Here is a 25,385-nt window from a genome sequence, read left to right on the forward strand (position 1 = left end):
CCGACCGGCCCTCAGACCTCGGGCCAGATTGCGTCGTCCACTCAGGAGGTCATGGCCGAACTGCAACGGAGCGACGGGAAGGCCACCGGCATCGGGGCCGCGGCCGTCGGCGGCATCACCATGGCGACCGCGCTGAGCGGTGCGCTGCCTTCGCTCTCCCTTCCGGCCAAGGCGACACTTCTGGGCGCCATCACGCTCCTGATCGGCGCGCTCGCCCTGTCACTGGCAGCCGCCCGGCCCCGACTCCGCAATGAAGGCTACCGCGCCCTCTCCTATTTGGAATTCGCCAGTTTGACACCGGAACAATTGATCGAATCGTTCTCGGAACGAAACTCCGGCGATCTCGCGACGGCGCACGCACAGCGTTTGGTGGAGCTTTCCCGGCTCGTCCTACGGAAGTACCGCCTTCTGCGGCACGCGGTCGATCTGCTGTCCTGCGGACTGGTCCTGGGCGCGCTGGCCGTCGTTCTGACACTTGCGGCACACTGAGCAGATCGCTCTGCCCGGTCGGCACGTCGGCATCCGCCGACCGGGGACTCGGCCGTCGGAGGCGCCATATGCAGGAATCACACCGGGAGTTCCTGAGTGGCGAGAGGTGGGCGCTCCTGCGGCAGCTGGCGCCAGTAAGGTACCGCGCCTCCCGCACTACCTTGCTGCGGCAGGACGAACCCGCAAGCTGCGTCGTCGTCTTGGAAACCGGCAGCGTGATGGTGACCGCTGGCGGCCCTCGTGGCGGCGAGCACTTGCTCGCGGCCCGCGGCAGCGGCGAACTCCTCGGCGAGATGTCGGTGCTGGCGGAGGGAGTGCGCAGCGCCACCGTACGGACACTGGAGCCGTGTCAGGTCCGGGTGGTCCCTGCCGTGGACTTCACGGAGTTCGTCGAATCGCACAGCCTGCTGCGGCCGCTGCTTAGACACTCCTACAGTCGACTGCGCGAGGCCGACCAGACCAGGCTGGAACTCGCCACCGGATCCGTCGCGCTTCGGCTGTCCGGGCTCATCACGCGGTTGTCCGGCCCGGCGGCGTCCGGCGGCCCGTCCCGGATCCGGTTGCCACAGGAGGACCTCGCCAGGCTCATCGGCGTGTCACGCAACGCCGTCGGCAAGGTCCTGAAGGAGTGGAGCGGTCACGGCTGGCTGACCACGGCGCCGGGCGGCGGCGTGACGGTGACCGACTTGCCGGCGCTGCGCGCACACGCTGCGGAGCAGTAGGACCGTCGGCGTCTGCGCGCAGTGGCGCAGCTCACTTCCGTTCTGCACTCCGTTGGGCAGCACCGGCCGCGCACTCGGAGGCATGATCGCTGCCTAGCACACGGACCTCGGATCGCACCCGTACCCGCACCAGGAGAACCAGCAGAATGATGCTCCCCGTCCCCACCCTCACCCCCACCGAATCGGACGACATCCCGCCCGATGTCGCCATCCTGGTGGTCGACATCGTCGGCTACAGTAAGGTGCCGGAGACCACGATGCCCGGCCTTCGGGCCGCGCTGGACGCCGCCGTCGCCGAGACCTTCGACGACATCGGATTGGCCGCGCACTGGGCCGACGAACGTCAGGGCCGCGACACCGGTGACGGCTGGATCAGGATCCTTCCCGTCGCCAAGGTCGCCCGACTGGTCGACCCGGGCATCGCGATCCTGGAGGAGGCGTTGCGCCGCCACAACCGGGATCGGCGCGCCAGCGGGCCCGCGCTGCGGACCCGGCTGAGTGTCCACCTCGGTCCACTCTCCCCCGACTACCGGGGTGACGCCATCAACGACGCCTGCCGGTTGGTGGACAGCGACGAGGTCCGCGCCGCGGCCGCGGCAGCCACCGAGCACGGCTCGTTCCTCGCCGCGATCGTCTCTGACGAGGTCTACCGGCGGACAGTGGCGGCCGGTCGCACCTACACGCTGTCCGAGCGGGACTTCCTGGAGGTCTCGGCGGCTGTGCCGAGCAAGCAGTTCCACCGCGCCTCCTGGGTCCATGTACCGCGGCTCGCACCCGTGGCGATCAAGGACTCCCTCGGTCGGGAGGAGACGCCTGCGGAGCCCGCTCCGAAGCACTCGTCCGGTCCGCAGCTCACCTTTCACGGCAACGTCGGTACGGCCATCGGAAGCGTCGAGACCCTGCACATGGGAGGCGTCAACCTCGTATGACCATGGACGACTTGGAGCGGATCCAAGCCTTCCTGCCCGCGCCGGTCCGCACGCCTCCGACCGGTACCGGCGGGAAACCCGTCACGCCGAAGGACGCGGTGCCCTCGCTCACCTTCACGGCGGAGGTCGGGGTCGCCATCGGCCGAGTCGAAAAGATGTACCAGGAGATCCGTGAGGACTTCCTGGAGGCCAGGACGCTGGACCGTACCAAGCTGCTCGAATCCCGGACGTTCGCGTTCCCCTCCGCCTGGAACACCGCCCGCACGCACCTGACCGACGCCCTGGCCTACCCCGGGGTGCGGGTGATCATCGTGGTGGCCCCGCGCGGCTACGGATCCACCGCCTTCGTCCACCACCTGCTGGCGCACCACGCGCCGTACGGGATGAAGCTCGTCGAGCTCGAACCGGACGGGCCGCGCCCGAGGGCCTCCAGGATCCGTCGGGAGCCGGGCCGCGCCTACCAGTTGGACCTCAAGGATCCGCAGACCGACCGACCGTCGGTGACGTTCCTCAACGACGTCGCCGGGTGCGTCCCGATGCTGGAAGAGGTCCGCTCAATCTGGGTCCTCAACATCGCCGCAGATCTCTGGACCGAACAGCGGACCTGGCCCGTCGCGCCCGGGATCCGGGTGGTCGAACTCCGTTCCCCACCAGAGCCGTTCGCCATCGCAGAACGTCGGCTGACCGCGGTCGGCATGTCCTGGCTGGTGCCGTACCTCCGGTCGGACACCGCCCGCGCCCACCTGTCGTCCCTGCGCAACGCGGTGGAGGCGGTACGCGCGGCTGGCGCCGTGGCCGAACAGTGGCTGGAGTTCAAGCGCGACCACCCAGAGGAGTCCGGCTGGATCGAGGAAGGGCTCGGCCGGCCCGGTGAAATGGGCGACGACCCGTGCCATCCTAAGCTCCGCGCGAGCGTGGAGAACGCTCTCGGGGACTGGCGCACCGAGTTGGATCTCGCCTTCGAGCACGGTGGCGACCTCGGCGGCGCCCCGTCCCTCCCCGACCGCTGCCTACTGCTCTCCCTAGCCCTCCACCGGGTCGCACCAGCGGCCAGGATCTCGCGGGATGCCCGCGTCCTGGAGGAGCTGATCGCCCAGAAGGACAAGACTCGCGCTCCGACCAACCTCGGCCAGGTCTTCGCCGGGCGGGGGCTGCGGCAGCGGCTCAGAGCGCTGCACGCGACGGTGAACGCCCAGGACATCGCCTCGCTCGGCCGTCCGGGCTACGACCAGGCCGTCCTCACCTATGTCTGGGACAACTACGAGGACATGCGGTCCGTCCTGCTGGAGTGGCTGATCGCGACCGCCCCGGCCGAGCGGGCCGAGACGGACAACAGCGTCTCCGCCCTGACCACGCTGGCCGCCCGGCACCGGGACCCGGCGGTGCTGACGGACATCCGCGACGCCGCCCACGGGTCCGGGCGCTCGGACGTGTGCGCGGCCGTCATGACGCGCGTACTCAAGGACCCGGGAATGGAGCGGGCCGTGTGGGCCCGGCTCTACGACTGGGCCGATGACCAAATCGTCGCGACGAAGTCCGTGGTGGTCGACGTGGCCGAACACGTTCTGAGCACCGATGACCCCGGGGGCAGGGACCATGGCAAGGCGATGACCCGACTGCGTCGAGTGGCCTCGACATCGAAGGACCGATCCGTTCTCGCAAGGGTCCTGGCCATCTTCCGCCGTCTCGGTGATCGGGAGGATGGACGGAACCTGCTGCTCTCCGAGGTGCTGCGCTGGCGCGAGAAGAAGGCCCTCCGATCCGGGAAGATCGCCATGCTCGCGCTGATGGCACAGCTCGACGGTCCGTGGCCCTGGCTGCTCGGGGCGGCCAACGAGAAGGCTCGCGGCGAGATCGACGACGGCTTGCGGGACCTCCTGTCGGATCCGCAGTTCGAGCCACTGGCGGTCCCTGCCCTCTGCGCCTGGTTCGAAGGCGCGGCAGACGACCGCGAGGTGTACGCCGCCGTCAAGGACCGGGTCATGCCCGCACTGGGTAGGCACCTGTCCCAGAAGGCCGCCTTCGACTTCTTCCGCCGGGTCAACCGGCGGGCTCTGCCCGATGGCACCCGAGTCGGCGACGACCTCTGGGCCGCCCTCTTTCCCGGACGTCTCGGAAGCCCGCTCGCGGCGGGCCGCTGACAACCTTCGGGCGGACAGCCGACGACGAACGGATGACAGCGAACAGATGACAGATTTCAAAATCTGTCATCTGTTCGCTGTTTGCTGTTCGCTGTTCGCCGTCCGCCGTTCGCCGTCAGGCCAGGTCGACGCCCGGGTAGAGCGGGAAGGGGGTCAGCAGGTCGGCGGCGCGCTTGGCGGTGGCGTCGCGGAGGGCGGCGTCCAGGGTGTAGGCGGCCTTGGAGGGCGAGCCCTTGGCCGTGGTGGCGGGGGTGGTGGCGCGCAGGACGGTGTGGATCAGGTCGGCGATCTCGTCCATCTCGGCGGTCCCGAGGCCGCGGGTGGTGAGGGCCGGGGTGCCGAGGCGGATGCCCGAGGTGTACCAGGCGCCGTTCGGGTCCAGCGGTACGGAGTTGCGGTTGGTGACGATGCCCGAGTCGAGCAGCGCCGCCTCGGCCTGGCGGCCGGTCAGGCCGTAACCGGAGACGTCGGCGAGGACCAGGTGGTTGTCGGTGCCGCCGGTGACCAGCTTGCCGCCGCGACGCAGCAGGCCTTCGGCGAGCGCCCGGGCGTTGTCGACGACGGCGTGGGCGTAGGCCTGGAACTCGGGCCGGCGGGCTTCGGCCAGCGCGACCGCCTTCGCGGCCATGACGTGCGAGAGCGGGCCGCCGAGCACCAGCGGGCAGCCGCGGTCGACGTGCTCGGCCAGCTCGGCCTGGCACAGCACCATGCCGCCGCGCGGGCCGCGCAGGGACTTGTGGGTGGTGGTGGTGACGATGTGGGCGTGCGGGACCGGGTCGTGGTCACCGGTCAGCACCTTGCCCGCGACCAGGCCGGCGAAGTGCGCCATGTCGACCATGAGGGTCGCGCCGACCTCGTCCGCGATCTCGCGCATCGTGCGGAAGTTCACCAGCCGCGGGTAGGCCGAGTACCCGGCCACGATGATCAGCGGACGGAACTCGCGGGCGGTCTCGCGCAGCGCGTCGTAGTCGATCAGGCCGGTGGCCGGGTCGGTGCCGTAGCTGCGCTGCTCGAACATCTTGCCCGAGATGTTGGGACGGAAGCCGTGGGTGAGGTGGCCGCCGGTGTCCAGGGACATGCCGAGCATCCGCTGGTTGCCGAGCTCCTGGCGCAGCCGCGCCCAGTCCTCCTCGGTGAGGTCGTTGACGTTGCGGACCTCGGCGCGCTCCAGCGCCGGGCTCTCGACCCGCTGGGAGAGCACGGCCCAGAAGGCGGTGAGGTTGGCGTCGATGCCGGAGTGCGGCTGGACGTAGGCGTGGTCGGCGCCGAACAGCTCCCGGGCCTGCTCGGCGGCGATGCTCTCGACGGTGTCGACGTTGCGGCAGCCCGCGTAGAAGCGGCGGCCGACGGTGCCCTCGGCGTACTTGTCGCTGAGCCAGTTGCCCATGGTGAGCAGGACGGCCGGGGAGGCGTAGTTCTCGCTGGCGATCAGCTTGAGCGAGGCGCGCTGGTCCGCCAGCTCCTGGCCGATGGCGCCGGCGATCCGCGGGTCGACGCCGGCGATCACGTCGAGGGCGCTGCGGAAGGCGGTGTCGGCCGCGGCGGAGGCGGCGGTGTGGGGCTGCTGGGCCATGGCGGTCTCCTGGTGGGGATGACGGGGGCCCAGGCGCTCGGCAACTTCACGTGAGGATTCACGGGGCCGCTTCCCGATGGTTGATTCCATCCCTGCGCGCCAGTCGCGGCCCACCGGAATCGTACCAACACCGCGAGGACTGTGGCGGAGGTCTCAGAATGCGGGACGGGCAGTCCACTACGCCCCGCTATGTCCGTTCTTTTGCAACGCCAGTGTTTCAGCGAAATGAAGCCGCCACATTTCCCGAAACAGTTCGGCGGGAATGACCGGATCGACCGTCGAGGGTGATTTGCGGAACCTCGGATGCATCCGGTCAAATATCGATCGAACGGCAGCCGGGAAAACCCCGGACGCCGTACCGGAAATGCACACCAGCGCACCCTCACCCATGGGGCGGCGGAGAATTCGGGGGTTACGCCTCATGGCCGTGGTCGACACCGTCCCAGGCACCGCGAGCGGGCCCGCGCCCGCCGCCGACCCCGGACTGCTCCGCCGGATCCTGCGGGACCGGGTCGGCGCCTGCGCCCTGGCGGTGGTGGCCCTGTTCCTGCTGCTCGCCCTCGGCGCCCCGCTGGTCTCCGCGCTGTACGGGAAGAACCCGGTCGAGCACTACGGCCAGAACCTCCCCGGCCTGCTCAGCGACGGCGGCCTGCCGATGCTGCCGAACGGCGGGATCTCCGGGGACTTCTGGTTCGGCCTGGAGCCCGGTCTCGGCCGGGACGTGTTCACCCAGCTGCTGTACGGCATCCGCACCTCGCTGCTGATCGCCTTCGCGGCCGCCGCGGTGACCACCACGCTGGGCGTGCTGGCCGGCGTCGCGGTCGGCTACCTCGGCGGGATCACGGACCGGCTGTTCGGATTCCTCGCGAATGTGCTGCTGGCCTTTCCCACGCTGCTCCTGCTGCTGGCGCTCAGTCCGGTGATCCAGTCCCGACTGGTCGACCCGGGCACCGCGGAACCGGAGTGGATGCAGTTCCTGGTACTGGTCCTGGTTTTCTCGGCGTTCGGCTGGATTCCGCTCGCACTTTCCCTGCGGGCCACCGTCCGCTCGCTCCGGGAAAGGGATTTCGTGCAGTCCGCACGGGCCCAGGGCGCGAGCCGTTTCCATGTCGTCGTCCACGAACTTCTGCCGAATGTGCGCTCGCAGCTGCTGGTGCACGCCACCATGGCGGTGCCGACCTTCGTCGCCTCCGAGGCCGCGCTGTCCTTCCTCGGCGTCGGCGTCACCGAGCCCGTCCCGGACTGGGGGCGGATGATCGCGCGCGGTTCCGAGGTCTTCCAGGCAGACCCGACGTACATGGTGTTCCCCGGGGTGGCGCTGCTGCTGTTCGTCGTCGCCTTCAACCTGCTCGGCGACGCCGTCCGGGACGCGCTGGACCCGCGGAGCGGCACCGCCCGCTGACGGCTCCGCCGGACACCACCCCGCCGGGCGCCGGCGCCATCCGCCGGGCACCCCCTTCCGGACACCAGCTCTCCGGACACCATCCGCCGGGCACCGCCCGCGGAAACCTTTCGCCTCCTCCCATCCATCAACCCCGAGCCCGTCCCGGCACGATCCGCCGGGACAAGGAGAGATTCGCCATGCGCTGGACCAGACCGTCCCTCGCCGTCGTCGCCACCGCCCTGCTGGCGACCTCCTGCTCGGCCGGCGCGGGCAGCACCACCAGAGCCGGCGGCGCGGCCGGTTCCGGGGTCTCCGCCAAGGAGACCTCCCCGCTGACCGCCGTGCTCGGCACCGAACAGGAGAGCGCCGGCCCCGCCCCGGCCGTCCCCGGCGCCCGTGCGGGCGGCACGGTGAACGTGTACAACAGCGTCGAGTTCCGCCACCTCGACCCGCAGAAGGTCTACGCGGGCGCCACCTACAACGCCTCGCTGCTCTGGGGCCGCCAGCTGACCCAGTACCAGGTCGTGGACGGCAAGGCCAAGCTGGTCGGGGACCTGGCCACCGACACCGGCACCCCGGCCGACGGCGGACGCACCTGGACGTACAGGCTCAAGCAGGGCGTCGCCTGGGAGGACGGGAAGCCGATCACCGCCCAGGAGGTCAAGTACGGCATCGAGCGCACCTTCGGCAAGGGCTACGAGGTCGGCCCGCCGTACTGGCCGCAGTGGCTCACCGGCGAGGCGAGCTACGAGGCGGCGCGCGCCAAGTACGCGGGCCCGCAGGCCGGCGACCTGGACGCGATCGAGACCCCGGACGAGCGCACCATCGTCTTCCACTTCCCCCAGCCGCAGGCCGACGTCCCGTACATGGCCGCGCAGTCCTCCTCCTCGCCGGTGCGCAAGGACAAGGACACCGGGACGGACTACGACCGGCAGCCGTTCGCGACCGGCCCCTACCGGATCGTCGAGCACGTCCAGAACACCCGCATGGTGCTGGAGCGCAACCCGGCCTGGAAGCCCGAGACCGACCCGATCCGCAGCCAGTACCCGGAGAAGTTCGTCTTCACGTACGGCAAGGAGGCGCTCAACCTCAACCAGGAGATCCTCTCCGGGCGGGACGGCGGCGCCAACGCCACCACCGCGTCCGACACCCTCTCCGCCGAGCTCTACCAGACCACCGACACCGACCCGAAGGCCAAGGAACTGGTGGTCTCCGGCCGGCAGGGCGCCTTCGTCACCCAGCTGATGGTCAACAACGAGCGGGTGCCGGACGTCGAGGTCCGCAAGGCGCTGCACCTGGCCTACCCCCGCCAGCAGGCCCGTCAGGTCGAGGGCGGCGCCCGGACCGGCGAGCTGGCCACCACGCTCAGCTCGCCCGCGCTGATCGACTACCAGAAGTACGACCTCTACCCGGTCAAGCCCGAGGGCGACCCGGAAGCCGCCAAGGCCGAGCTCGCCAAGGCCAAGCAGGCCCCCGGCAGCCTGACCTACGCGTACCGGAACACCCCGACCGGGCAGCGCGTCGCGCAGGTGCTGGTCGAGGGCTTCGGCAAGGCGGGCATCACCGTCGTGCCCAAGCCGGTCGACCCCAAGGCCTTCCTGGACGAGGTGCACCGCGCCGACTCCCCGTACGACCTGTTCGAGGAGACCAGCTCGGTCGACTGGCCGACCCCCTCCACTCTGATCCCGTTCTCCTTCGACGGCCGGGCCGGCAGCGACATCAACTCGGCGCGCTACCGCAACCCGGAGGTCGACAAGGAGATCGACCGGATCAACCAGATCGGTGAGCCGCGCGCCAAGGCCAAGGAGCTGTACGCGCTGGAGCAGACCGTGATGAAGGACGTGCCGGTGCTGCCCTTCGCCTACCCGACCGTCAACCAGCTGCGCGGCAGCAACGTCGGCGGGGCGTTCATCCACCCGATCTACGGGACGGTCTCGCTGGCCTGGCTGTACCTGAAGTCCTGAGTGCCCGGGGCCCGCTCCCGTTCCACGGCCCGACGGCCGGGACGGCGGGCGGGCCCCCGCCACCTGCGCCCCTCCCCCCTCCCCCGCCTCCCTCGTCTTCTCGCCCTGACTGCTCCCCCGTCCCGTCGACCCCGGATCGGCCATGCTCTCCTTCGTCCTGCGGCGGACCGCCCAGGCCCTCGCGGTCCTGGTCGCGGTCTCCGCCGCCGCCTTCGCCCTCTTCTACGCCGCGCCCGCCGACCCGGCCCGCGCCGCCTGCGGCCCGCGCTGCGACAGCGGACAGGTCGCGGCGGTGCGCCAGGGCATGGGCCTGGACCAGCCGCTGCTCACCCAGTACACCGACTACCTGGTCGGGGTCGTCGCCGGGCGGGACATCGGCGACGTGGACGGCTCGACCATCCACTGCGCCGCCCCCTGCCTCGGCTACTCCTACCGGCTGCACCAGCCGGTCACCGAGGCGCTGGCCGACCACCTCCCGGTCACCCTCTCGCTGACCGCCGGGGCACTCGCCGTCCTGCTGGTGTTCGGCCTCGGCACCGGGTTCGTCTCCGCGTTGCGCCACGGGCGGCGGACCGACCGGCTGCTGTCCGGCTTCACCCTGGTCGGCGCCAGCGTGCAGATCTACTTCCTCGGGTACGTCGCGCAGTGGCTGCTGGTGTACTCCACCGGCCTGCTGCCGCTGCCCTCCTACACCTCGCCGGCCGACGACCCGGCCGCCTGGGCGGGCGGGATGCTGCTCCCCTGGTTCGTCCTCGGCTTCGTCAACTCCGCCGTGTTCGCCCGGCTTTCGCGCTCGCAGCTGCTGGAGACGATGAACGAGGAGTACGTCCGCACGGCCCGCGGCAAGGGCCTGGGACGGCTGCGTGCCCACCTCAAGTACACCTCGCGGGGCGCCGCCGGGCCGCTGGTGCAGCTGATCGGGCTGGAGGCCGGGGTCCTGCTGGGCGGGGCCGTGATCACCGAGACGGTGTTCGGGCTGAACGGGGTCGGACGGTTCGCCGCCGAGGCCGTCGCCGGGCAGGACCTGCCCGCCGTGGTCGGCGCGGTGCTGCTGGCCGCCTGCTTCATGGTGCTGTTCGTCGCGCTGGCCGACCTCGCGGTCGCCTGGCTCGACCCGCGTGTCCGGCTGAGCTGATGGGGAGTCCTTCGATGAAATCCACTGTTCCGGGGGCCGCCGGGCGCACGGCCGAGGCGACTTCTCCGGGGGCCGCCGAGCGGACCGTCGCGACCGCGAGTACGGCGGCTGCCGCCGCCGCGACGCGGGGCGGCGAGCCGGTGCTGAGTGTCCGCGACCTGACCGTCGCCTTCGCCGACCCGCGCGGCGGTGCGCCGGTGACCGCCGTACAGGGTCTCTCCTTCGACCTCGCCCCGGGTGAAGTCCTGGGCCTGGTCGGGGAGTCGGGCTCCGGCAAGTCGACCGTCGGGCTCGCCGTCCTCGGTCTGCACGACCCGCGCACCACCACCGTCACCGGCTCGATCCGGCTGGACGGGCAGGAGGTGGTCGGCGCCGGGGAGTCCGCGCTGCGCGGAGTGCGGGGCGGAACGGCGGCGCTGGTCTTCCAGGACGCGCTCACCTCGCTCAGCCCCTTCCACGCCGTGGGTGCCCAGCTCGCCGAGATGTACCGGCTGCACCACCCGGGCACGGGCCGGGCCGAGGCGGCCCGGCGGGCGGCCGAGATGCTCGACCGGGTCGGTATCCCGAAGGCCCGGACGCGCGACTACCCGCACCAGTTCTCCGGCGGCATGCGCCAGCGCGTGATGATCGCGATGGCGCTGATGAACGACCCCCGGCTGATCATCGCGGACGAGCCGACCACCGCCCTGGACGCCCGCGTCCAGCGCCAGGTCCTCGACCTGCTCGGCGAGTTGCAGCGCGAGCACGGAACGGCGGTACTGCTGGTCAGCCACGACCTGGGCGTGGTCGCCGGGACGACGGACCGCACGCTGGTGCTGCGCGGCGGGAGGGAGGTCGAGTCCGCGCCGACCGCCGAACTGCTGGCCGCGCCGCGCGAGCCGTACACCCGGGCACTGGTGGGCGCGGCGCTCCGGCTGGACTCGGTGCCGGGCACCGCCCTGCCGACGGTCGAGGAGCCGGTGCCGGCCCGGACCTTCCGGCCGCGGCCCGCCGGGCGGCCCGAGCGGTGGCTGGTCGAGGTGGAGGACCTGTCCGTGCGCTTCCCCGGGCGGCGGCGCTTCCCCGGCCTGCGGGCCGAGCCGGTCCGGGCGGTCGACGGCGTCGGCCTGCGGATCGCCCCCGGCGAGACGCTCGGGCTGGTCGGCGAGTCCGGCTCCGGGAAGTCCACCACCTCGCGGGTCCTGGCCGGACTGCAACCCCCCACCGGGGGAAGGGTGTTGTACGACGGCCAGGACGTCACCCGGCCGGACCGGGAGCTGCGGAAGCGGCTCAGCCGGGAGATCCAGCTGGTCTTCCAGGACCCGTACGCCTCGCTCAACCCGCGCCGGACCGTCGCCCAGACCCTGGACACCCCGCTGCGCCTGCACACCCCGCTGGGCCCGGCCGAACGGCGGGAGCGCTCCGCCGAGTTGCTGGAGCAGGTCGGGCTGGAGGCCCGGCACCTGGACCGCTACCCGCACGAGTTCTCCGGCGGGCAGCGCCAGCGGATCGGCATCGCCCGGGCCCTGGCCCCGCAGCCGCGCCTGATCATCGCCGACGAACCGGTCTCCGCGCTCGACGTGTCGGTGCAGGCCCAGGTGCTCAACCTGCTGATGGAGCTGCGCGAACAGCTGGACGTCGCCTTCCTGTTCGTCTCCCACGACCTCGCGGTGGTCCGGCACTTCTGCGACCGGGTGGCGGTCATGCACCGGGGCCGGCTGGTCGAGTCCACCGATCGGGACCAGCTGTTCGAGGCGCCGCACACCGAGTACACGAGGGAGCTGCTGGCGGCGGTGCACTGAGCGGTGGTGCGCTGAGCAGCGGTGCACCGAGACGGGTGAACATCTCCGCCGGGCCGGGGCGGAACGGGAAGCTCCGCGGGCGGCTCCGCGGGGGCGGAGCACGGGGCTCCGCGGGCGGCGCGGCGGGCGTTGCGGCGTGAACGGGCAGGTCGTTCGGCGTTCGTTCGGCTGCGCCGGTCCGGCTCAAGGCGCTAGCGTGCAGGCGATGTGACGTAGGAGACGAAAAGGAATCACCAACCGAGGGGGCACATTTGTCGGACGACCTGCTCATCGCAAAGATCAACCACGGCTTCGATCACCTCGACACCGACGGGGACGGCCTGCTCACCGAACGGGACCACGTCCTGATGGGCCTCTCGGTGGCCCGCTCCCTCGGCCACCAGGAGGGCTCCGAGGCCGAGGCGGTGATAGTCCGCGCCTACCTGACGACCTGGCACGACCTGCACCTCGCCCGGCTCCCCGCCGGCACCGAGGCCATCACCCGCCAGCAGTTCGTCACCTCGACCGGCTCCCTCGCCGACGACCCGGAGTCCGCGCAGGAGATCCTCGGTGCCCTCGCCAGGGCCTTCCTCTCCGTCGCCGACACCGACCGCAGCGGGACGGTGGACGCCGGCGAGTTCTTCGTCTTCCAGCGCGGCCACTTCGCCGGCCTCTCCCGCGACGACGCCGACGAGGCCTTCCGCCACCTCGACGCCGACGGCGACGGCGTGCTCTCCGCGGTCGAGTTCACCAGCGCGATCATCGAGTTCTGGACCAGCCGGGACCCCGAGGCGCCCGGGAACTGGTGGACGGGCAAGCCCCCTTACACCTTCTGAGCCGTCCGGCCGTCCGGCCGCCGGGCCACCCCCACGAGCCGGAAGCGTGGGGGTGGCCCGGCATGGACGCACCCGCCGGCTTCGACCGGGCACCGGAGCGCGGGGGCGCCCGTGCTCGGCTACGAGCGGGTGGCTCCTTCCCCGGACGAACCGGAGGAGACGGATGCGGCGGACGAGGCGGACGAAGCGGACGGGCCTGCCGGGTCCGGCTTCCGGCGGGCCGGGCGCCGGCTGACGCTCACCACCAGGCAGACGCCCGCCACCACGATCGCGCCGCCCGCGAGGGTCGGGCCGGTCAGCGGCTCGGCCAGGATCAGCCAGCCCAGCAGCACCGCGACCACCGGGTTCACGTACGCGTAGGTGGCCACCAGGGTCAGTGGGGCGGCGCGCAGCAGCCAGGCGTACGCGGTGAAGGCGAGCAGCGAACCGAACAGCACCAGGTAGACGAGGGCCAGCCAGGACCGGCCGGAGAACGCCCCGAGGTCCAGCCCGCGCTGCTCGCCGCGGACCAGTCCGATCAGCAGGTTGCAGAGGCCCCCGGCCAGCATCTGGTAGGCGCTCGCGGCGAGCACGTTGCCGGGCATCGGGATCTTCTTGCTCGCGAAGGAACCGAGCGCCCAGGTCAGGGTGGCGCAGATGATCAGGATCACACCGCCCGGCTGGATCGACCCGCCGATCGCCGGGGCCGACAGGACCCCGAGGCCGACCAGCCCGAGCAGCACCCCGGCCAGCTCGGCCGGCCTCGGACGGTCGCCGCCGACCGCCGTCAGCACCACCATCCACAGCGGGACCGCGGCCACCAGCAGGGCGGCCAGGCCGGAGGGGACGGAGGTCTCGCCCAGGACCACCATGCCGTTGCCGCCGGTCAGCAGCAGCACGCCGACCAGGGCGGAGGAGGCCAGCTGCCGGCCGGTCACCTTCAGCCCGGCCGGGCCCTGGCGCACCAGGAGGAAGCCGGCCAGCAGCAGGCCGGCGGTGACGAAACGGGCGCCGGCGGACAGGAAGGAGGGCATCGTCTCCACCGCGATCCGGATCGCCAGGTAGGTCGAGCCCCAGACGATGTAGACCACCAGGAGGGCCAGCCAGACCGCGCCGCCGAGACGGGCACCGGCCTTGGCCTTGGCGACGGCCGTGGACTCGGCCTCGGCCATGGCGACGGCCGTGGACTCGGCCGCGGCCGCGGCGTCGGTCACGGCCCCGCCGGCGGTGGAGGCTGAGGTGATGGCGGGGGTGTCGGGGGCTGAGCCGGGGGTCGCGGCCGGCTGGGCGGGCGAAGCAGGCGATGTCATGTGTGTCCCCCTCGGACGGTGCTGGCCGAACACTCGACATGACAGCGCATGAACGGCCCCGCGCGCCAGTCGGTATCAGGAACCGGACCGCAGGACGTACCGTGGGCGCTCCCGTCGAGGAGGTCGAACCCGTGTCCGCATCCGAGGAGGCCCTGCCGTTCTTCGTGTACGGCACCCTGCGCAGCGGCGGCCGCAATCACGCCGTCCACCTGGCCGGGCGCTGCGCCGACATCCGGCCGGCGGAGCTGGAAGGCGCCGCCCTGCACGAGGGCCCCGGCTTCCCGTACGCGGTGCCTGACCCGGCGCCCGGGCGCCGGGTCCTCGGTGAGCTCGTCACCGTACGCCCCGGCGCGTACGCCGGAGCCCTGGAGACCCTGGACCGCCTGGAGGACTGCCGGCCGGACGGGACCGGGCTGTACGTGCGGCGGCGGCTGGCGGTGCGGACGGCGCCGGGCGAGCTGCGGGACGCCTGGGTCTACCTCGCCGGGCCGAGGGCCGCGGCGCGGCTGCGGGAACAGCCGGCGCTGATCGAGTCCGGGGACTGGGGCGCCGGCGAGGGACGAACCGCCAGGTAGGCTGCCCCGGCCGATTAACTTTTATACTCATTGGCCCATTCGAACGACGAGGAGCCACCCGGTGCCCGAGCTGCCACCCCCGATCACCGTCGTCGGGATCGGGGCCGACGGCTGGCCCGGCCTCGCCGCCGCGTCCCGGGCCGCGCTGCGGGAGGCCCAGGTCGTCATCGGCGGCCCCCGCCAGCTGGACCTGCTCCCCCACGACGAGACCACCGCCGAACGCGTCCCCTGGCCGTCCCCGCTGCGCCCCGCCGTCCCCGGGCTGCTCGCCGCCCACGCGGGCCGCCGCGTCGCCGTCCTGGCCAGCGGCGACCCGATGTTCTTCGGAATCGGCCGCACCCTCGCCGAGACCGTCGGCGCCGAGCGCCTGCGCGTCCTGCCGCACCCCTCCTCCGTCTCCTACGCCTGCGCCCGGCTCGGCTGGCCGCTGGAGGCCACCGAGGTCGTCAGCCTGGTCGGCCGCCCGCTGGACACCCTCGCGCTCGCCCTCCACCCCGGCCGCCGCCTGCTGGTGCTCAGCGCCGACGCCGCCACCCCGGCCGCCGTCGCCGGGCTGCTCACCGCCCGCGGCTACGGCACCGCCCGCCTGCGGGTGCTCGAACAGCTCGGCGCCCCCGCGGAACGCCACCTGGACGGCCCCGCCGACGGCTGGCCGCACCCGCCCGGCGACCCGCTGAACGTCATCGCCGTGGACCTCGGCGACGGCCCCCGCGGCTCCGTCGTCCCCGGCCTGCCCGACGCCGCGTACGAGAGCGACGGCCAGCTCACCAAGCGCCACGTCCGCGCGGCGACCCTCGCCACGCTGGCACCCTCCCCCGGCGAACTGCTCTGGGACGTCGGCGGCGGCTCCGGCTCGATCGCCATCGAATGGCTGCGCGCCCACCGCGACTGCCGGGCCGTCAGCATCGAGCGCGACCCGGCGCGGGCCGGGCGGATCACCCGCAACGCCGCCGCACTCGGCGTGCCCCGACTCCGCGTGGTGACCGGCCCGGCCCCCGCCGCACTCGCCGAACTCCCCTCCCCCGACGCCGTGTTCGTCGGCGGCGGCCTCACCGCGCCCGGCCTGCTGGATGCCTGCTGGGCCGCGCTGCGCCCCGGCGGCCGGATCGTCGCCAACACCGTGACCCTGGAGTCCGAGGCACTGCTCACCGAGTGGTACCGGCGCCACGGCGGGGAGCTCGTCAAGCTCGCCGTCGCCCACGCCGTCCCGGTGGGCGGCTTCACCGGCTGGCGCCAGGCCATGCCGGTCACCCAGTGGGCCGCCGTCAAACCCGACGCCGCCGAACCCGACACCGCCGGGCACGACGCGGTCAAGCCCGACGCCGCCATGTCCGACACCCCTCAGGAGAACGCCTCGTGACCGTCCACTTCATCGGAGCCGGCCCGGGCGCGGCCGACCTGATCACGCTGCGCGGCCAGCGCATCCTGGCCCGCGCCGAGGTCTGCCTGTACGCCGGCAGCCTGGTCCCGCGCGAGCTGCTGGCCGAGTGCCCGCCCGGCGCCCGCCTGATCGACACCGCACAGCTCAACCTGGACCAGATCACCGCCGAGCTGGTCGCCGCCCACGAGGCCGGACAGGACGTGGCCCGGCTGCACTCCGGCGACCCGTCCGTCTTCTCCGCCGTCGCCGAGCAGATGCGCCGCCTGGACGCCGCCGGCGTGCCCTACGAGGTGGTTCCCGGCGTGCCCGCCTTCGCCGCCGCCGCGGCCGCGCTGAAGCGGGAGTTGACCGTCCCCACCGTCGGCCAGACCGTCATCCTCACCCGGATCGCCAAGCGCGCCACCCCGATGCCCGAGGGCGAGGACCTCGCCACCCTCGGCCGCAGCGGCGCCCTGCTGGTGCTGCACCTGGCCGCCGGGTACGTGGACGACGTGGTCGAGCAGCTGCTCCCGCACTACGGCGCCGACTGCCCGGTGGCCGTGGTCGCGATGGCGAGCCGCCCCGACGAGCTGGTGCTGCGCGGCACCGTCGGCGACATCGCCGAACAGGTCAAGGCCGCGGGCGTGGTCCGCACCGCCGTCATCATCGTCGGCCGTACCCTGGCCGCCGAGCAGTTCCGCGACAGCCACCTCTACTCGGCGGACCGCGAGCGCCCGCACGAGCCCTGCGGGGCGTGATGCGGCACGCGTCGCGGCACGTCCTGATCCTCGGCGGGACCACCGAAGGGCGCACGCTGGCCGCCGAACTGGCCCCGACCGCACACCGGGTCACCAGCTCGCTGGCCGGCCGGGTCGCCCGACCCCGGCTGCCCGCCGGGGAGGTGCGGATCGGCGGCTTCGGCGGAGCGGAGGGCCTGGCGAACTGGCTGCGCACGGAACGCGTGGACGCGGTGGTGGACGCCACCCACCCGTTCGCCGCCGGCATCTCGCGCAACGCCGCCCTCGCGGCCGCCGCCACCGGCGTCCCCCTGCTGGTACTGCGCCGCCCCGGCTTCACCCGCGTCGACGGCGACCACTGGCTCCCCGTCCCCTCCCTCGCCGCGGCGGCCGAGCTCCTGCCCCGGCGCGGGGAACGCGTCTTCCTCACCATCGGCCGGCAGGGCGTCGCCGCCTTCGCCCACCTGGACGGCGTCCACTTCCTCGCCCGCTCGGTGGACCCGCCCGAGCCGCCGCTGCCGCCCTCGTTCGAAGTCCTGCTGGACCGCGGCCCGTTCACGATCGAGGGCGAGCAGGCGCTGCTGCGCAGGCACGACGTCGACGTCCTGGTCACCAAGGACAGCGGCGGCGCCGCGACCTCCGCCAAACTCACCGCCGCCCGCGGCCTGCGCCTGCCCGTCGTCATCGTGGAGCGCCCGCCCGTACCGGACGGCGTCCCGGTCGTGCCGGACGTCCCCGGCGCGCTGCACTGGCTGGAACAACTACGGTAGTTGCCAATGCCGTTACGGATGGTCGCCGCCGAAGTGGTGGCGGCCGTTCGCCTGCTCCTCCGTACGGTGCTCGGCCTGCAGAACCGACCTCAACCCGTGCGCCGCCTCGGCGGCCCATGACCGGACGGTGGCGGAGCCGGGACATGGCCGGAGCACACCGGGAAAAGGTGGGGCGCGTCCGCCGGGAGCCGGGCAGGATGGCCCGATGAGCGATGATCAGCGACCTCAGGCCCCCCGCACCGGCGACGAACTCACCACCCTGGCAGGCTTCCTGGACTACCAGCGCGCCACCCTCGCGATGAAGTGCGAGGGCCTCGGCGCGGAACAGCTCCGTGCTCGCGTACTGGAACCGTCCGGGCTCTCCCTGCTCGGGCTGGTCCGCCACCTGGCCGAGGTGGAGCGCAGCTGGTTCCGCAACGTCCTCAACGACGAAGGCCGGCCCGGCTTCTGGAAGCATCCGGACGGATCCTTCGCCGAGTTCGACACCGAGGCCGCCGACCCCGACGAGGCCTTCGCGATCTGGCGCCGCGAGTGCGACCACGCCAGGGAACTCGTCGCCGCGGCGGAGTCGTTGGACGTCCTGGGCCACTACGGCGACGAGGTCTTCTCGCTCCGCTGGATCCTCACCCACATGATCGAGGAGTACGCCCGCCACAACGGCCACGCCGACCTCCTCCGCGAACACCTCGACGGCACCACCGGCGAGTAACCCGGGAGAAGCCCGAAGCGCGGGCCGGGGAGCGGCGTTCGCGCTGGGCGCTGAACAACCCGGTGTTCGTGGAGTGCCTGAACACCGGGTTGTCGGTTGCCGTGCTGCCGACCGGCCTCGACAGGTGAGGCCGGTCGGCGGGGCGGCGGTCCGTCAGATGTCGCGGAAGGTCTCGATCCGGGCGCCGATGGAGTTGAGGCGCTCGGCGAGGTCCTCGTAGCCGCGGTTGATGACGTAGACGTTGCGCAGCACGGAGGTGCCCTGGGCGGCGAGCATCGCGAGCAGGATGACCACGGCGGGGCGCAGGGCCGGCGGGCACATCATCTCGGCGGCGCGCCAGCGGGTGGGGCCCTGGACCAGCACGCGGTGCGGGTCGAGGAGCTTGACGTCGGCGCCGAGGCGGGTCAGCTCGGTCAGGTAGATCGCGCGGTTGTCGTACACCCAGTCGTGGATCATCGTGGTGCCGTGCGCGGCCGCGGCGATGGCGGCGAAGAACGGCACGTTGTCGATGTTGATGCCGGGGAACGGCATCGGGTGGATGGTGTCGATCGGCGCGGTCAGCTTGGAGGGCCGCACGGTGAGGTCGACCAGCCGGGTGTGGCCGTTGTGGGCCGGGTACTCGGGGGTGCGGTCGTAGTCGAGGCCCATGCCCTCCAGCACCGCGAGTTCGATCTCCAGGAACTCGATCGGCACCCGGCGGATGGTCAGCTCGGAGGAGGTGACGACGGCGGCGGCGAGCAGGCTCATCGCCTCCACCGGGTCCTCGGCCGGGGTGTAGTCGACGTCGCAGGTGATCTCCGGGACGCCGTGCACGGTGAGGGTGGTGGTGCCGATGCCCTCGATCCTGACGCCCAGCTTCTCCAGGAAGAAGCAGAGATCCTGGACCATGTAGTTGGGCGAGGCGTTGCGGATGACACTGACGCCGTCGTGCCGCGCGGCGGCCAGCAGGGCGTTCTCGGTGACGGTGTCCCCGCGCTCGGTCAGGACGATGGGGCGGTCCTGCGGGGCGCCCGGCTCGACCGAGGCGTGGTAGGCGCCGCCGGTGGTGGCGACCTCCAGGCCGAAGCGGCGCAGCGCGGTCAGGTGCGGCTGCACGGTGCGGGTGCCGAGGTCGCAGCCGCCCGCGTACGGGATGGCGAAGTGCTTGGCGCGGTGCATCAGCGGGCCGAGGAACATCAGCACGCTGCGGGTGCGGCGGGCGGCCTCGACGTCCATCGCCGCGAGGTCCAGCTCGGCGGGCGGGGTGAGTTCGAGGTCGCGGCCCTCGTTGATCCAGCGGCTCTTGACGCCGATGCTGGTGAGGACCTCGAGGATGCGGTAGACCTCCTCGATCCGGGCGACGCTGCGGATCGTGGTGCGACCGGTGGTCAGCAGCGAGGCGCAGAGGATCGCCACGCAGGCGTTCTTGCTGCTGCGGACGTCGATCGCGCCGGAGAGGCGGGTGCCGCCGGCGACGCGCAGGTGCATCGGGCCGGAGTAGCCGAGGGAGACGATCTCGCTGTCGAGCGCTTCGCCGATGCGGGCGATCATCTCAAGGCTGACGTTCTGCTTGCCCTGCTCGATGCGGTTGACCGCGCTCTGGCTGGTGCCGAGGGCGTCGCCGAGTTGCGCCTGGGACCAACCGCGGTGCTGGCGCGCGGTGCGGATGAGGGTGCCGATACGGGTGAGGTAGTCGCCTGTCACTCGCCAGACGATATCTCATGGTTGAGATGACGACAGAACCGGGGCCCGACATGCTGCTCCATTTGTCCGTTTCTCTCCCCGTATGGACGTCAGTTCTTCACATCACCAGGCGATGTTGTCACGCCGCCGTGACAGCCGTGACATTGTCACGACCCCCGGCAGCGGCCCCGGTTCACGATCCCGCGCCCCGGCCTCGCGGCTCCGCTCCGCCTCGCGGCTCCGCGTCACGGCCTCGTGTCACGGCCTCGTGTCACGGCCCGAGCGGCTCCGCCCGACCGACGACGGTGCCCGCGCGGTCGATGCAGATGACGTCCACCGCGACCGGCGAGCCCAGTAGCACGCCGAGCGCCGTCGCCCGGGCCGCCTCGGCCACCCGGTCCCCGAGCGGCACTCCGGCCGCCCGGCACAACTGCACCGCCTCCAGAGCGGTGTTGGCACCGGCGACCGCCCCGGCCAGCGCCTCGTCCGCCCCGGCACTCCGGGCCAGTTCGGCCAGGTACCCCTTGTCCACCTGGGACCGTGCCGAGTGCAGGTCGAGGTGGCCGGCCGCGAGCTTGGACAGCTTGGCGAAACCGCCCGCGATGGTCAGCCGGGGCACCGGGTGGCGCTTGAGGTACTTGAGCACGGCACCGGCGAAGTCCCCCATGTCCAGCAGCGCGTCCTCCGGCAGCCCGTGCTCCGCGACCGCCACCTTCTCCGAGGTCGACCCGGTGCAGCCGGCCACGTGGGTGCGCCCCGCCGCCCGGGCCACGTCCACGCCGCGGCGGATCGAGTCGATCCAGGCCGAGCAGGAGTAGGGGACGACCACGCCGGTCGTGCCGAGGACGGACAGGCCACCGAGGATGCCGAGCCGGGGGTTCCAGGTGGACCGGGCGATCTCCTCACCGTGGTCGACGGAGATCTCGACCACCACGTCCCCGCTGCCGCCCTGCGCGGCGGCCACCTCGGCGACGGCGTCCCGGATCATCTGCCGGGGCACCGGGTTGATCGCGGGTTCGCCGACCGGCAGCGGCAGCCCGGCCTTGGTGACCGTGCCCACGCCGGGGCCGGCCCGGAACACCACCCCGGTGCCGGGCTCGCCGGACCGGACGGTCGATCGGATCAGCGCGCCGTGGGTGACGTCGGGGTCGTCGCCCGCGTCCTTGACCACGCCGGCCATGGCGGAGACGAGCCCGCCGGGGCGGGGCCCGCCCGTTCCGGCGGCGGCCGGCTCCCCGGCGGTCGGCTTCCCGACTGGGGCCGGCTTCTCGGCGGTCGGTCCTCCCCCGGCGGTCGGATCCCCGGTAGTGGTCAGCTCCTCGGCCGCGAGGGCGAAGGCGGGTTGCTGCCCCCTGGGCAGGGTGATGACCACCGGGTCCGGGAACGCGCCGGTGAGCAGCGCGGTGTACGCGGCCTTGGTGGCGGCGGTGGCGCAGGCGCCCGTCGTCCAGCCGGGCCGCAGGCCACTGCTCTTCAACTGGCCGGCCCGGCCGCCCGCCGCCCCGGTTCCCGGCTCGGATCCCGCTGCCGCCACCTGCGCCCCGTTCCCGACGGCGCCCGTGCCGTCCTGTTCCACTCCGGCGACCGCCCCGGCCGCCGTCGAGGATTTTCCCCCACCGGGCCGGACGGGGCCCGACCGGGGTGGCGGCGGCCGAGACCTGCGCTGCGCGGCGCGACCGCGTGCACGACCTGCGGAGGGACGCCGCCCCGCGTTCCCGAAGTGTTCTCTGCACGGCCCTCGCCCACCGGACCTACCAGTGAGTAATCTGGCGGTCCGCCAGAAGCGGGTTCATGACACACGTGGGCCCGGCCGGGGCCGAGCGCCCCGCCGGGCCATCAGTCTGTGGGGGTTTTTGTGGCAGGGATGAGTCGGCGTACGTTCCTCACCGGTACGTCGGTGGCCGCCGCATGGTCGGCCTTGTCGCTGGGCGGCGCGCAGTTCGCCTCGGCCACGGCGCGCGACCAGGCGCTGGCGACGACGGCCGCACGGGCGGTCAGGGTCACCGGGACGACGCTGGAACAGGTGGCCACGCCGGTCGGGACGGGCACCTACAAGCGGCTGGCGGCCGGACCCGGCTGGCCGCTGGTGGTGCGCGGCGACCTGGCGTCGGCGGGCACCGGGCGGGACGACCGCCGGACCGGCCTGGCCAGCTTCGTCCAGTTCAGCGACCTGCACCTGGTGGACACCGAGTCCCCGGTGCGCTTCGAGTACCTGGCCAAGTTCAACGGCAGCGCCTACCGGCCGCAGGAGGCCCTGAACGCCCGCGGTGTCTCGGCCCTCGTCGAGCGGGTCAACTCGCTCGACGGCGGCCCCTACACCGGGATGCCGTTCAGCATGGTGATGGCCACCGGCGACAACACCGACAACCACGAGCTCGCCGAACTCGACTGGTACCTCAAGGTCATGGGCGGCGGCCGGCTCGCCCAGAGCACCGGCGACCCCAACCGCTACGAGGGCGTGCAGAGTTCCGGCAACGCCGCCTACTGGAACCCCGAACTCGCCTACAACGACGGCTACAAGGCGAAGGGCTTCCCGCGGATACCCGGCTTCCTGAACGCCGCCGGCCGCCCCTTCGACGCACCGGGCCTGCGCACGCCCTGGTACACCACCGTCGGCAACCACGACGACAGCATCGAGGGCACGCTGCCGGACCTCGGACTGCTGAACGACCTGTACGCGGGCCAGTACAAGTTGGAGGGCTGCGACGACGCCACGGCCGCCCAGCTGATGGACTCACTGCGCCGCGACCCGGCGGGCGCCGTGCTGCTGCTGGCGAAGCTGATCGCCAGTGGTGACCTGGTGCGCAAGATCACCCCGGACGAGCGCCGCCGGCCGTTCACGCTCAAGGAGTTCGCCAAGGCCCACCTGAACCCGGCCGTCACCGGCGCCGGCCCGTACGGGCACGGTTTCACCTCGGACATGGCGAACAGCGGCAAGCTCTACTACACCTTCCGCATCTCGGAGAAGGTGGTCGGCATCAGCCTGGACACCACCAACCAGGCCGGGTTCGCCGACGGTTCGCTGGGCACCGCGCAACTGCGCTGGCTGGAGCAGCAGTTGCAGGCGCACAGCGGGCACTGGTACGACGCGGACGGGCGCCGGGTGGCGGGCGGGAGCACGGACGAGCTGGTCCTCGTCTTCAGCCACCACACCAGCGGCACGATGGGCAACCTGCTGCCGGACCCGCGCAACATCTTCGAGGGTCGGCACGACGGCAACGAGCTGGTGGCGCTGCTCCAGCGCTACCCGAACGTCGTCGCGTGGGTGAACGGGCACACCCACATGAACAAGATCACGCCGCACGGCCACGCGGTGCCGGAGCGGGCCTTCTGGGAGATCAACACCGCCTCGCACATCGACTACCCGCAGCACGGGCGGATCATCGAGATCGCGGACAACGGGGACGGCACGCTCTCGCTGTTCACCACGCTGATCGAGTCCTCCGCCCCGTACGGGACGGACTTCGGCAGCACCTCGGACGCCAACCTCGCGGCGCTCTACCGCGAGCTGTCGTACAACGACCCGAACGGCCGCCCGACGGCGCTGCTGGGCACGGGCGCGGACCACAACACGGAGCTGCTGATCACCAAGCCGACCCGGTAGCCGTCGGGGGCCGACGGGGCCGGACGAGGACCAGATAGGGGACGGCGGCCGGCGAAGAACGGCGGAGAACGGCGGACAGGGAGCAGCGAACAGATCACAGATGACGGATGACGGATGACGGATGACAGCGAACAGATTTCATCATCTGTTCGCTGTCATCCGTCGCCCGTCACTCCTCCGGGTAGCGCCGCGGCGTCCAGACGACCTCCACGCCGCCGCCCCGCTCGACCGCCCGGGTCTGCGAGGAACCGATCAGCAGGATGGTCCGCATGTCGACCAGCGCCGGGTCCAGCTCGCCCAGCCGGACGATCCGCACCCGCTCGGTCGGGCCGCCGACGTCGCGGGCCATCACGACCGGAGTCTCCGGAGCCCGGTACTCCAACAGCAGGTCCCGGGCGAGCGCGACCTGGGTGGTGCGGGACTTCGAACCCGGGTTGTACAGCGCGAGCACCAGGTCCGCCTCGGCCGCGGCCCGCAGCCGCTTGGCCACCACGTCCCAGGGCTTGAGCCGGTCCGAGAGCGACACCGTCGCGTAGTCGTGTCCGAGCGGGGCGCCGGCCCGGGAGGCGGCCGCGTGGGCGGCGGTCATCCCGGGGAGCACCCGGACGGGAACGTCCCGGTACGCCTCCTCGCAGGCGACCTCCAGCACGGCGGTGGCCATCGCGAACACCCCCGGGTCACCGGAGGAGACCACCGCGACGCGGTGCCCGCGCCGGGCGAGGTCCAGGGCGAACTCGGCGCGCTCCGACTCCACCTTGTTGTCCGAGCCGTGCCGCCGCTGGCCCGGCCGCTCCGGCACCCGGTCCAGGTAGGTGGTGTAGCCGACCAGGTCGGTGGCCTCGGACAGCGCGCCGCGTGCCTCGGCGGTCAGCCAGAGCGGTCCGGCCGGCCCGGTGCCGACCACGGTCACGCTGCCGACGCCGTCCGACAGCCGGACCTCGGGCTCCAGCGGCGCGACCTTGCTCGGCAGCACCGCGACGGAGAAGTACGGCACCGTCTCGCCGTCGACCTCGGCCAGCGGGGCGATCCGCTCCCCCGCCATGAAGGCCCGTTCCACGTACTGCGCGTCCGCCAGCCGTCCCGCCCGCTCCAGGGCCCTGCGGACGGTCGGGAAGGTGCGCCCAAGCTTCATGATCACGGCCGAGTCGGCGGCGGCGATCCGGGCCGTCAGCTCCTCCTCGGGCAGCGTGCCGGGGATGACGGTGAGCGTCTCCTCGGCCTCGGTCAGCGGCTGCCCGAGCCGGGCCGCGGCCGCGCTGAGCGAGGTCACGCCCGGCACCACCTCGGTCGGGTAGCGGTGGGCGAGCCGCTTGTGCATGTGCTGGTAGGAGCCGTAGAAGAGCGGGTCGCCCTCGGCGAGGACCACCACGTCACGGCCGGCGTCCAGATGGGCGGCGAGCCGGGCGGCGGCCTCCTCGTAGAAGTCGTCCAGCGCGCCGCGGTAGCCGCCCGGGTGGTCGGTGGTCTCGACCGTCAGCGGGTAGACCAGCTTCTCCTCGATCTGACCGGCCGCCAGGTACCGCTCGGCGATCGACCGCGCGATCGACCGGCCGTGCCGGGCGCTGTGGTAAGCCACCACGTCGGCCTTGCCGATGAGTTCGGCGGCACGGACGGTCACCAGCGACGGATCGCCCGGGCCGAGCCCGACGCCGTACAGCCGACCCGTGGCACCCTCCGCGCCCTCGACCCCTGCGGCGCCCTCGACGCCTGCGGCGGCCTCGACGCCCGCGACGCCCGCGACATCCT

Annotated in this window: 20 protein-coding genes and 1 riboswitch; of the genes, 15 read left to right on the forward strand and 5 right to left on the reverse strand. The window is 72.5% G+C overall.

Annotated elements, in window-relative coordinates; genetic code table 11:
- Positions 1 to 51: 51 nt before the first annotated feature.
- The 4 genes from ACWD4P_RS02435 to ACWD4P_RS02450 all read left to right on the forward strand — a co-directional run bounded on the left by ACWD4P_RS02435 (position 52) and on the right by ACWD4P_RS02450 (position 4,281).
- On the forward strand, positions 52 to 489 hold the full coding sequence (locus ACWD4P_RS02435; RefSeq protein WP_449778280.1) for a Pycsar system effector family protein: 438 nt from the start codon (positions 52 to 54) through the stop codon (positions 487 to 489).
- 161 nt (positions 490 to 650) lie between these two features.
- A complete protein-coding gene (locus ACWD4P_RS02440; protein ID WP_449778281.1) occupies positions 651 to 1,211 on the forward strand; it encodes a Crp/Fnr family transcriptional regulator in 561 nt (186 codons plus the stop codon).
- A gap of 146 nt (positions 1,212 to 1,357) precedes the next feature.
- Positions 1,358 to 2,140, forward strand: a complete 783-nt coding sequence (locus ACWD4P_RS02445; protein WP_449778282.1) for a hypothetical protein — start codon at positions 1,358 to 1,360, stop codon at positions 2,138 to 2,140.
- Between the two features lie 11 nt (positions 2,141 to 2,151).
- Complete coding sequence (locus tag ACWD4P_RS02450; RefSeq protein ID WP_449778283.1) at positions 2,152 to 4,281, forward strand: hypothetical protein; 2,130 nt, start codon at positions 2,152 to 2,154, stop codon at positions 4,279 to 4,281.
- Between the two features lie 115 nt (positions 4,282 to 4,396).
- Here the strand turns inward: ACWD4P_RS02450 and ACWD4P_RS02455 are convergent, their stop codons facing one another.
- Complete coding sequence (locus ACWD4P_RS02455; protein WP_449778284.1) at positions 4,397 to 5,854, reverse strand: glycine hydroxymethyltransferase; 1,458 nt, start codon at positions 5,852 to 5,854, stop codon at positions 4,397 to 4,399.
- A gap of 20 nt (positions 5,855 to 5,874) precedes the next feature.
- Positions 5,875 to 5,971: riboswitch (ZMP/ZTP riboswitch) on the reverse strand.
- A gap of 304 nt (positions 5,972 to 6,275) precedes the next feature.
- Between ACWD4P_RS02455 and ACWD4P_RS02460 the strand changes: the two genes are divergently transcribed.
- The 5 genes from ACWD4P_RS02460 (at position 6,276) to ACWD4P_RS02480 (ending at position 12,933) form a co-directional block, all read left to right on the forward strand.
- A complete protein-coding gene (locus ACWD4P_RS02460; protein WP_449778285.1) occupies positions 6,276 to 7,256 on the forward strand; it encodes an ABC transporter permease in 981 nt (326 codons plus the stop codon).
- A 179-nt stretch (positions 7,257 to 7,435) separates the two neighbouring features.
- Positions 7,436 to 9,202, forward strand: coding sequence for an ABC transporter substrate-binding protein (locus ACWD4P_RS02465; RefSeq protein ID WP_449778286.1), 1,767 nt, complete (start codon positions 7,436 to 7,438; stop codon positions 9,200 to 9,202).
- Positions 9,203 to 9,344: 142 nt separating this feature from the next.
- Complete coding sequence (locus ACWD4P_RS02470; RefSeq protein WP_449778287.1) at positions 9,345 to 10,337, forward strand: ABC transporter permease; 993 nt, start codon at positions 9,345 to 9,347, stop codon at positions 10,335 to 10,337.
- A gap of 14 nt (positions 10,338 to 10,351) precedes the next feature.
- On the forward strand, positions 10,352 to 12,118 hold the full coding sequence (locus ACWD4P_RS02475) for a dipeptide ABC transporter ATP-binding protein (protein ID WP_449778288.1): 1,767 nt from the start codon (positions 10,352 to 10,354) through the stop codon (positions 12,116 to 12,118).
- Positions 12,119 to 12,369: 251 nt separating this feature from the next.
- Positions 12,370 to 12,933: an EF-hand domain-containing protein gene (locus tag ACWD4P_RS02480; protein ID WP_359817293.1), complete on the forward strand. Its 564-nt coding sequence runs from the start codon at positions 12,370 to 12,372 to the stop codon at positions 12,931 to 12,933.
- 119 nt (positions 12,934 to 13,052) lie between these two features.
- On the opposite strand, the gene ACWD4P_RS02485 is transcribed toward ACWD4P_RS02480, so the two are convergent.
- Positions 13,053 to 14,222 (reverse strand): EamA family transporter, encoded by a 1,170-nt coding sequence (locus ACWD4P_RS02485; protein WP_449778289.1) that lies wholly within the window; start codon positions 14,220 to 14,222, stop codon positions 13,053 to 13,055.
- Positions 14,223 to 14,353: 131 nt separating this feature from the next.
- On the opposite strand from ACWD4P_RS02485, the gene ACWD4P_RS02490 reads away from it, so the two are divergent.
- The 5 genes from ACWD4P_RS02490 (at position 14,354) to ACWD4P_RS02510 (ending at position 18,373) form a co-directional block, all read left to right on the forward strand.
- Complete coding sequence (locus ACWD4P_RS02490; RefSeq protein WP_449778290.1) at positions 14,354 to 14,797, forward strand: gamma-glutamylcyclotransferase family protein; 444 nt, start codon at positions 14,354 to 14,356, stop codon at positions 14,795 to 14,797.
- A 61-nt stretch (positions 14,798 to 14,858) separates the two neighbouring features.
- Positions 14,859 to 16,157 (forward strand): precorrin-6y C5,15-methyltransferase (decarboxylating) subunit CbiE, encoded by a 1,299-nt coding sequence (cbiE, locus tag ACWD4P_RS02495; RefSeq protein ID WP_449778291.1) that lies wholly within the window; start codon positions 14,859 to 14,861, stop codon positions 16,155 to 16,157.
- A complete protein-coding gene (gene cobM / locus ACWD4P_RS02500; RefSeq protein WP_449778292.1) occupies positions 16,154 to 16,915 on the forward strand; it encodes a precorrin-4 C(11)-methyltransferase in 762 nt (253 codons plus the stop codon). Before cbiE ends, cobM begins: the two co-directional genes overlap by 4 nt.
- Positions 16,915 to 17,664: a cobalt-precorrin-6A reductase gene (locus tag ACWD4P_RS02505; RefSeq protein WP_449778363.1), complete on the forward strand. Its 750-nt coding sequence runs from the start codon at positions 16,915 to 16,917 to the stop codon at positions 17,662 to 17,664. Before cobM ends, ACWD4P_RS02505 begins: the two co-directional genes overlap by 1 nt.
- Before the next feature lie 205 nt (positions 17,665 to 17,869).
- The gene (locus tag ACWD4P_RS02510) at positions 17,870 to 18,373 is read left to right on the forward strand and encodes a DinB family protein (RefSeq protein WP_449778293.1); all 504 of its coding nucleotides are present in this window, start codon (positions 17,870 to 17,872) and stop codon (positions 18,371 to 18,373) included.
- 153 nt (positions 18,374 to 18,526) lie between these two features.
- On the opposite strand, the gene ACWD4P_RS02515 is transcribed toward ACWD4P_RS02510, so the two are convergent.
- Positions 18,527 to 20,056 (reverse strand): UDP-N-acetylglucosamine 1-carboxyvinyltransferase, encoded by a 1,530-nt coding sequence (locus ACWD4P_RS02515; protein ID WP_359817281.1) that lies wholly within the window; start codon positions 20,054 to 20,056, stop codon positions 18,527 to 18,529.
- A 250-nt stretch (positions 20,057 to 20,306) separates the two neighbouring features.
- A complete protein-coding gene (locus ACWD4P_RS02520) occupies positions 20,307 to 21,569 on the reverse strand; it encodes a cobalt-precorrin-5B (C(1))-methyltransferase (protein WP_449778294.1) in 1,263 nt (420 codons plus the stop codon).
- A 330-nt stretch (positions 21,570 to 21,899) separates the two neighbouring features.
- Between ACWD4P_RS02520 and ACWD4P_RS02525 the strand changes: the two genes are divergently transcribed.
- Positions 21,900 to 23,639 (forward strand): TIGR03767 family metallophosphoesterase, encoded by a 1,740-nt coding sequence (locus tag ACWD4P_RS02525; protein WP_449778295.1) that lies wholly within the window; start codon positions 21,900 to 21,902, stop codon positions 23,637 to 23,639.
- A 169-nt stretch (positions 23,640 to 23,808) separates the two neighbouring features.
- Here ACWD4P_RS02525 and cobJ read toward each other — a convergent pair whose 3' ends face one another.
- On the reverse strand, positions 23,809 to 25,296 hold the full coding sequence (cobJ, locus tag ACWD4P_RS02530; RefSeq protein ID WP_359817338.1) for a precorrin-3B C(17)-methyltransferase: 1,488 nt from the start codon (positions 25,294 to 25,296) through the stop codon (positions 23,809 to 23,811).
- Positions 25,297 to 25,385: the final 89 nt, after the last annotated feature.

Source organism: Kitasatospora sp. NPDC002543 (genome assembly GCF_053594915.1).

Coding starts and splice junctions, on each gene's coding strand:
- ACWD4P_RS02510 (WP_449778293.1), top strand. CDS start 17,870: ATGAGCGATGATCAGCGACCTCAGGCCCCCCGCACCGGCGACGAACTC.
- ACWD4P_RS02505 (WP_449778363.1), top strand. CDS start 16,915: ATGCGGCACGCGTCGCGGCACGTCCTGATCCTCGGCGGGACCACCGAA.
- ACWD4P_RS02475 (WP_449778288.1), top strand. CDS start 10,352: ATGAAATCCACTGTTCCGGGGGCCGCCGGGCGCACGGCCGAGGCGACT.
- ACWD4P_RS02465 (WP_449778286.1), top strand. CDS start 7,436: ATGCGCTGGACCAGACCGTCCCTCGCCGTCGTCGCCACCGCCCTGCTG.
- ACWD4P_RS02460 (WP_449778285.1), top strand. CDS start 6,276: ATGGCCGTGGTCGACACCGTCCCAGGCACCGCGAGCGGGCCCGCGCCC.
- ACWD4P_RS02435 (WP_449778280.1), top strand. CDS start 52: ATGGCCGAACTGCAACGGAGCGACGGGAAGGCCACCGGCATCGGGGCC.
- ACWD4P_RS02485 (WP_449778289.1), bottom strand. CDS start 14,222: ATGACATCGCCTGCTTCGCCCGCCCAGCCGGCCGCGACCCCCGGCTCA.
- ACWD4P_RS02470 (WP_449778287.1), top strand. CDS start 9,345: ATGCTCTCCTTCGTCCTGCGGCGGACCGCCCAGGCCCTCGCGGTCCTG.
- ACWD4P_RS02525 (WP_449778295.1), top strand. CDS start 21,900: ATGAGTCGGCGTACGTTCCTCACCGGTACGTCGGTGGCCGCCGCATGG.
- ACWD4P_RS02445 (WP_449778282.1), top strand. CDS start 1,358: ATGATGCTCCCCGTCCCCACCCTCACCCCCACCGAATCGGACGACATC.
- ACWD4P_RS02455 (WP_449778284.1), bottom strand. CDS start 5,854: ATGGCCCAGCAGCCCCACACCGCCGCCTCCGCCGCGGCCGACACCGCC.